Source organism: Chrysosporum bergii ANA360D, assembly GCF_029891735.1.
In the GTDB taxonomy this organism is placed as follows: Bacteria; Cyanobacteriota; Cyanobacteriia; order Cyanobacteriales; family Nostocaceae; genus Umezakia; species Umezakia bergii.
The window spans coordinates 1-7,488 of record NZ_JANQDH010000007.1 but is presented as its reverse complement, the minus strand read 5'-3'; the positions used below and the strand labels follow the sequence as shown (position 1 = coordinate 7,488).

Genomic DNA, 7,488 nt, shown 5'->3' with positions numbered 1-7,488 from the left:
TTATCTGGTTTACATTTAAATACAGGTTGGCTGGTGGTTTTTGACCGTCGCCCTGATATACCCCCCATGAGTGAGAGAACTACTACGGAAATTGCTGTTAGTCCTATGGGGAGAAATATTACTGTGATTCGGGGTTAGATTATTCAATTTATCCAGGGAATATAGCCGGGGAATAAATTCCCCGGCTAATAGCTAAAGTCGGTTAAAAACAACTGACTTTTATATATCTATAATGTCTTTAAGCCGGGAAATTCATTTGTTGGCATTTTTGATGTTAGGTTTGTTGTTTATTTGTTGGGGGTTTATCTAAATCTGTTTCTTTTTCTGTGTTAAAAAAACAATTGAGTAAATGTTTCTATACTCTCAATTAATTTGTCAATTTCTGATTCTAAAGTTAAATAATGTACTGTAGCTCGGATACAATCAGGATCAGCAATTGTGCGAGTTAATATTTTTTGTGATTCTAAAAACTGTACTAACTGTAAATGCACCCCCGATTTTTTCTCAGCGAGTTGAAAAGAAACTATCCCGCTTGCTGGTGGGGATGTTCCTAGACATTGGATGTTGGGTAATGTGGCTAATTGGCACCACAGATACTCACTCTTACGGCAAATTTGCTGATAACGTTGTTGTGAATTTCCCCATTGCTGATGAATAGCGATCGCTTCTGTTAAACCAACATATAATGGAATTGCTGATGTTGACACTTCATATTTTCGCCCATCGGGTTGCCAACTGACAGGTTGGGCTTTACTATCCACCACAAGCCCACGCAAGCCAATAAACGTGGGTTGTAAATACTCTTTCACTTCCGGACGAACATATAAACCACCCACACCTCCAGGACCACACAACCACTTATGACCGGTAAAGGCATAAAAATCTACCCCCAGTTGGGTTAAATTCAAAGGTAATAAACCCACAGACTGAGCAGCATCTACTAAAATCAAGGAACCATTAGCTCTGCATAGGTCAACAATTTTCTCTAGTGGTAAAACTTGTCCAGTATTCCAGAACACATGACTTAAAATCACCAAGCGAGTATTAGCCCGTAAATGTTGGGCAACGACGGCTACAGGATTACCCTCATTTAAAGTTTCTTTCAAGGGACAAATGGTCACCTCCACAGAAAATCTGCGGGCTATTTCCTGGGATGTAGCAATTACTCCTGGGTGTTCACAGTCAGAAAGCAGTATATGGTCGCCAGCACGCCAATGTATACCCCACATGGCAATATTGCAGCCCATAGTTACGTTTTCCGTCAAACTAATAGTTTCTGGCGCGACTTGCAGCAGGGAACTTATCGCCCCTTTCACGCTATCTTTGGCTGTGGTGACTTGAGCAAAAGCTTCATAACCAAAAGGTCCTACTTCTTGAAGATCAGCTTGAGCCTGAGTGATGGCATTCATAGCCCTTTGCGCCATTGGTCCCTGTCCACCATAATTAAAATAAATCTTATTCCCCAAAGCAGGAAATTGTTCTCTATGCTGATGTAAGTTAGTGTGTCCCACGGAAATATTACTCATAAACACTTCAAAATCCTATGGGGAATTTTGCCCCAGCGAGGTACATCATTAGGGAAGATGCCTGCACTACAATATTCACTAAACTATTTATTAAACTATTTATTAAACTAAGCCGGTCAGTCACCCGACCGAATAGCTAGCAAGGGGTTACCTCGTTCCATGTGTCCATACTGTGTACCTTTAGAGTGATACTATACGCCAGGTTTGTGGGAGGTGCATAACGGTCTAGAATAAACTAGCCGTTTCCTTGACCCAATACCTTTATAATTGTATCTCACTTGTTTAAGAAATGCTATATATTCATCATTACCAGATCATGCTAATTCTTGTTAACGTAAAGGAATGTTAATCAATGCTGAACATTTACTCCAATATCAACGCTGTAAACGGCGGCCTGTTTTAGATACTCAGGGCGACATATCTCAGCGTGATGCTCCTAATGAGTTACTATTCAAATTACAACAAGATAAAACCGCTCATCGTCTCAGTATTTTAGCAGAATTGAGTGATTATTGCCAACCAGACTACCCACGAGGTAACTGGAAAGCAGGTGAAGCAGGAACTTTAGAATTAATGCAGCGGGGTGTTGACTACATTTACCGGGGGGTGCTGTTAGCTAATTACCAAGATTTAGCAAACCCGGAAAATGAAGATACTTCTGTATCCCAGGGATATGGTAAATACACATTCCTCAGCTGTCCGGACTTGCTGATCAAACAACCAGGACAGTCTCGGTTTGGCCATTGGATGTATGTCCCGGTCAATATAGAATTAGGTAAACGTCCTAAGCAGGAATATCAAGTTGTTATTGCTTTTCACGCTCAAGTATTAGCAAAAATACAAGACATCCCCCCTGAAACAGCGGGGCTAATCCTGCGTACTAAAGATAAACAATACACCGTGGATTTATCCAAATGGATACCACAAATGCAGAACATATTGTCAGAGCTAATCCAAGTATTAGAATTACCTCAACCACCGGAAATATTCATATCCCGGCAAAAGTGCAATCTTTGCCATTGGTATAGTCAATGTTACAGCATCGCCCAATCACAGCAACACCTCTCCCTACTACCAGGAGTTACCCCCATTCGCCACAGCCAACTGCAAGCTTTATCTATTAACAGCCTGGAAACCCTAGCCCACACCAACTCTCTGATCCTAGAAAGTTTACCTGGTTTCGACCCGGCAGTAGCAGCCAAACTGATAGTACAAGCCCAATCTGTACTGCAAAAACAGCCACTTGTGTTACCCCATGCTCTACCCAGAAGGGAAGTTACATTCACTGCTCCTGTAGAGCTTTATTTTGACATTGAAGCACAGCCAGACTTAGATTTAGATTATCTGTTGGGCGTTTTAGTTGTAGACAAACAAGCCAAGACAGAACAATTTTATTCCTTTATGGCTGAAACACCAGAACAGGAAGAATTAATTTGGAAACAATTCCTGGACTTGGTTTGGCAATATCCCCAAGCACCAATCTATCATTTTTGCGTTTACGAATTTGATACAATCAAACGCCTGGCTAAGGTTTACCACACGCCCAATTCTTTGGTTAATCCTGTCTTAAACCGCTTGGTGGATGTATATGAACAACTAATTAAAAGCGTTGCTCTACCCATAGAGAGTTACGCGCTCAAAGCGATCGCCCGGTGGTTAGGCTTTGAATGGCGGGAAAAAGAAGCCAGTGGTGCTAAATGTATTTATTGGTATGATCAATGGTTAGAAACTGGCGATCGCAATTTGTTACAATTGATTCAAAGATATAACGAAGATGACTGTCGTGCTACTCGTCATGTCAAAGATTGGCTAGTTGCATTTGTGCAGATTCACACTCCCCCATCTAATTAAATATCGGTAACTTCCCGGTAACTTAACACCATCAATCAAAAAATATGAAACTGAGTAAAAAACCCTTACCCAAACTTTCCATAATTTACATTGCCATGGCAATTGTGATAATCAGTATTAGTATACTTGTAACCAATGCACAAGTAAATGCCATAGAAATTAGTGATATAGAATTTATTGGTGAGGCCGCTTTACCCAATAATTTAAGTATTGAGAACACAGAAGTTGGGGGCTTATCTGGAATTACCTACGATGAAAAAAAACAACTGTATTATGCCATTTCCGACGACAGGGGAGAAAAAGCAGCAGCACGATTTTACAGTCTGAAAATAGACCTCAGTAAAGGGAAACTAGAAAATAGTGATATTACTATACTTGGTGTAACTACTCTTTTAAATCAAAATAATCAACCCTTTCTTCCGGGTGAAACCGATACAGAGGCTCTTGCTTTAACTAACAATGACACTCTGTTTATTTCCTCTGAAGGTGATGTTAAAAAATTAATCAATCCTTTTATTCAAGAATTCTCTATTGCTTCTGGTAAATTGGTTAAAACATTAGCCATACCCAACAAATTCTTACCAGATAAAAACGGTAAACAAGGGATTAGGGACAACAAAGGCTTTGAAAGCCTGACTATCACACCCGACAACGGACACTTATTCACAGCTACGGAAAATGCTCTCATTCAAGATGGCACCGCAGCCAAACCTAATGTTAGTACCCCTTGCCGAATTTTGCAATACAACCTCTTAACCAATCAACCAGAAAAGGAATTTTTATACATAACTGAACCAGTATCTACAAGTACCAATTTTGGTAGTTTTTTTACTAGTGGACTAACTGACTTGCTAGCCCTAGACAATCAGGGACACTTCGTTAGTATAGAACGGTTTTTTAATAGCTTACAATTTGGTGTTTCTCTATATGAAGTTTCCTTAGAAGGCGCAGATGAAATTCAGAACACTAACAGCGTTTTAGGTATTGATTCTCAAAAAATAAAACCAGTCAGGAAAAAACTGTTATTAAACTTGAGGAAGTCAGGTATATTATTAGACAATGTTGAGGGATTGACCATGGGACCGTCTTTACCGGGTGGGGGGCGATCGCTCATCTTGATCAGTGATAATAACTTTAACTCCCTGCAACGCAACCAAGTTCTAGCTTTTAAACTCAAAATCAAATCACCACTGCTCAGACTACTAGATCGTTTAATGAGTCCTTCACAGCGCTAAGATGTTGATCATGAGTGACTATGGCCATGGAGGAGTGTCAAACTCTGTGCTATAATGGGGGGGTCAGCTTATTTCAAAAGAGCCAAAAAAAAATTTTGCTTTTTTCCTAAAAAAGACTTGACAAGTCAAAATAAAAAAGCAATAATAGGAAAGTTGCAAATCAAGGGACTGTAGTTCAACTGGTTAGAGCACCGCCCTGTCACGGCGGAAGTTGCGGGTTCGAGCCCCGTCAGTCCCGTTGGGAGTTTAAATTGACAGTTTGAATCACAACTTTTGCATTCCTGTAGGCTTGATATAAGCTACATTTATGATGGTTCGTGAAAGAGAGAATTAACAGTGACTGTCAGAGTCCGTATTGCGCCGAGTCCAACCGGAAACCTACATATTGGTACAGCCAGAACAGCAGTGTTTAACTGGCTATTTGCCCGCCACCACGGAGGGAAATTTATTCTCCGCATAGAAGACACAGACCTAGAGCGATCGCGTCCCGAATACACCGAAAACATCCTCACAGGTTTTCGCTGGTTAGGGCTGAATTGGGATGAGGGGCCATTTTTCCAATCCCAACGCCTAGACATATATAAACAAGCGGTGGAAAAACTGTTAGCACAGGGATTAGCCTATCGCTGTTATACCACATCGGCAGAACTAGACGCACTAAGAGAAGCCCAAAAAGCCAGGGGGGAGGCCCCCCGCTATGACAACCGCCATCGTCACTTGACACCGGAACAAGAAGCAGCCTTCCAAGCCCAAGGGCGCGGCTGTGTAATTCGTTTCCAAATAGATGATGAGCGAGAAATTGTCTGGAACGACTTAGTAAGGGGAACTATGAGTTGGCGGGGTAGTGATCTAGGTGGTGATATGGTCATCGCCCGCGCGTCGGAAACAGGTATTGGTCAGCCGTTGTACAATTTTGTAGTAGTGGTTGACGATATAGATATGGAAATCAGCCATGTGATCCGGGGAGAAGACCACATAGCCAACACCGCCAAGCAAATTCTCTTATATGAAGCCATGGGGGCAAAAATTCCCCAATTTGCCCACACTCCCCTAATTTTGAACATGGAAGGGCGCAAGCTTTCTAAACGGGATGGCGTTACTTCTATTTGTGACTTTCAAAAAATGGGTTTCACAGCACCAGCGTTAGTGAATTACATGACTCTACTGGGTTGGTCATCACCGGAATCCACCGGGGAAATCTTCACTCTAGACACAGCAGCTAAGGAGTTTAGTTTTGAGCGGGTTAACAAGGCTGGGGCTAAATTTGACTGGGCTAAACTAGATTGGTTAAATAGTCAGTATCTTCATACTATGCCTGTAGATAAACTGACAGATTTAATTATTCCTTTTTGGCAAGAAGCAGGATTTAGATTAGATGGTGGACGGGAACGTTCTTGGTTAGAACAGTTAGTTAACTTAATCAGCCAGAGTTTAAGTCGTTTAGTGGATGCTGTGGCTATGAGTCAACCTTTCTTCACCACAACGGTGGAAATCACCCCAGAGGGTAGGGAACAACTGGAAAAAGAAGGTTCAATTCCAGCACTGCAAGGAATTATCACTGCTTTGGAAAACCAGCCCCAATTCTCGGAAACCACCGCCCAAGAGATTATTAAACAAGTGGTGAAGGAGCAAAAACTGAAGAAAGGCGTAGTCATGCGATCGCTCAGAGTCGCCTTGACAGGAGATGTTCACGGACCGGACTTAATCCAATCTTGGTTACTTTTGCATCAAATTAGTTTAGACAAGCCACGTTTACAGCAAGCTATAGCAGCAGTGAGTTAGAGATTGCACCGTCAACTTTACCTTACTGTTTCAACCAAAGCCGAGTTATTATTGACAAATATGCGCGAAAATCCCCATCTTTGTCTAGGGTGGGGATGGATAGCGGGACAAAAACGAAATGTCTTTGACCAGTAGGTAGTTCATGTGACTAAACTATTTTTACTCATTGGTCTACCTGGTAGCGGTAAGTCAACTTTAGCACAGAAATTAGTGGCAGAATGCCCCCAAAGGCTGTTGATTTCGACGGATACCATTAGGGGACAGCTTTTTGGCTCAGAAGCCACTCAAGGTCCGTGGCTGCTAATTTGGCAAGAAATACAACAGCAATTTCAACAAGCAGTGGCTGGGGGTAAAACGACAATTTTTGATGCTACCAATGCCCAAAGAAGGAACCGTCGTGAGGTGATAGCCTCAGCCAGGGAGATAGGTTTTACACACATTACGGGGTTATGGGTGAGAACTCCTGTGTGGCTGTGTTTAGCTCGCAATCAAAGGCGTGAACGCCAAGTTCCCCAGGAGGTGATTTTGCGAATGTATCGTCAACTCCGGGAAGCTCCCCCTAGCCTAGAAGAAGGAATAGACCAGTTGATTTGTTTTCCCGAAAAAAGGAGTACGGAAATTGCGCTGGTGGAGTAAGCGGGAACCACACATAAATTCTTGGAATCTCTGTTAATTTAAAACCAGGGGGCTATATGCTTGGGATTTAACCCGGCAATATATAAGCTCACCCAGGGGCAGAAGATAACAGGAAGTTTAAGTTTATCAAAAAAATGGGTTGAAAACCCCGTCGTTCTAGGACGGCTTTTCTTGATTCTGGATATATTTCTTCAGCACCTGAAGTGGCGCACCACCAACAGAAGACAGAAAGTAACTAGGACTCCATAAAGCTTGCTCCCCATAGGGTTTAGGAAATCCACCTTGACCGTATCTACGGCTAGACACACCTTTTAAAGCATTAACAATGTATAATCTATTTTAACAGATTAATGTTAGCACAAAGCATGAAAGCTAGATATCAGTACAGATTTTACCCCACAGACCAACAGCAACAGAGTTTAGCTCGGTTGTATGGTTGTGTAAGAGTTGTCTGGAAT

Annotated in this window: 6 protein-coding genes, 1 tRNA gene and 1 pseudogene; 6 read left to right on the top strand and 2 right to left on the bottom strand. The window is 42.0% G+C overall.

Going from position 1 to position 7,488, the window contains the following annotated elements:
* Positions 1 to 329: 329 nt before the first annotated feature.
* On the bottom strand, positions 330 to 1,526 hold the full coding sequence (locus tag NWP17_RS00700; RefSeq protein ID WP_280652995.1) for an aminotransferase class V-fold PLP-dependent enzyme: 1,197 nt from the start codon (positions 1,524 to 1,526) through the stop codon (positions 330 to 332).
* Positions 1,527 to 1,868: 342 nt separating this feature from the next.
* On the opposite strand from NWP17_RS00700, the gene NWP17_RS00695 reads away from it, so the two are divergent.
* The 5 genes from NWP17_RS00695 to NWP17_RS00675 all read left to right on the top strand — a co-directional run bounded on the left by NWP17_RS00695 (position 1,869) and on the right by NWP17_RS00675 (position 7,030).
* On the top strand, positions 1,869 to 3,377 hold the full coding sequence (locus NWP17_RS00695; RefSeq protein ID WP_280652994.1) for a TM0106 family RecB-like putative nuclease: 1,509 nt from the start codon (positions 1,869 to 1,871) through the stop codon (positions 3,375 to 3,377).
* Between the two features lie 44 nt (positions 3,378 to 3,421).
* Positions 3,422 to 4,612 (top strand): esterase-like activity of phytase family protein, encoded by a 1,191-nt coding sequence (locus NWP17_RS00690; RefSeq protein WP_280652993.1) that lies wholly within the window; start codon positions 3,422 to 3,424, stop codon positions 4,610 to 4,612.
* Between the two features lie 164 nt (positions 4,613 to 4,776).
* Positions 4,777 to 4,850: transfer RNA gene (locus tag NWP17_RS00685), tRNA-Asp, on the top strand.
* 98 nt (positions 4,851 to 4,948) lie between these two features.
* Complete coding sequence (gene gltX, locus NWP17_RS00680; protein ID WP_280652992.1) at positions 4,949 to 6,394, top strand: glutamate--tRNA ligase; 1,446 nt, start codon at positions 4,949 to 4,951, stop codon at positions 6,392 to 6,394.
* A 144-nt stretch (positions 6,395 to 6,538) separates the two neighbouring features.
* Positions 6,539 to 7,030 (top strand): AAA family ATPase, encoded by a 492-nt coding sequence (locus tag NWP17_RS00675; protein WP_280652991.1) that lies wholly within the window; start codon positions 6,539 to 6,541, stop codon positions 7,028 to 7,030.
* 156 nt (positions 7,031 to 7,186) lie between these two features.
* On the opposite strand, the pseudogene NWP17_RS00670 reads toward NWP17_RS00675, so the two are convergent.
* Positions 7,187 to 7,357: pseudogene (locus tag NWP17_RS00670) on the bottom strand (transposase); the annotation flags it as partial.
* A gap of 23 nt (positions 7,358 to 7,380) precedes the next feature.
* Between NWP17_RS00670 and NWP17_RS00665 the strand changes: the two are divergent.
* Positions 7,381 to 7,488, top strand: a 108-nt coding sequence (locus NWP17_RS00665) for a helix-turn-helix domain-containing protein (protein WP_342393993.1), incomplete at its 3' end; no start/stop codon positions are given.

Coding starts and splice junctions, on each gene's coding strand:
- NWP17_RS00700 (WP_280652995.1), bottom strand. CDS start 1,526: ATGAGTAATATTTCCGTGGGACACACTAACTTACATCAGCATAGAGAA.
- NWP17_RS00695 (WP_280652994.1), top strand. CDS start 1,869: ATGTTAATCAATGCTGAACATTTACTCCAATATCAACGCTGTAAACGG.
- NWP17_RS00690 (WP_280652993.1), top strand. CDS start 3,422: ATGAAACTGAGTAAAAAACCCTTACCCAAACTTTCCATAATTTACATT.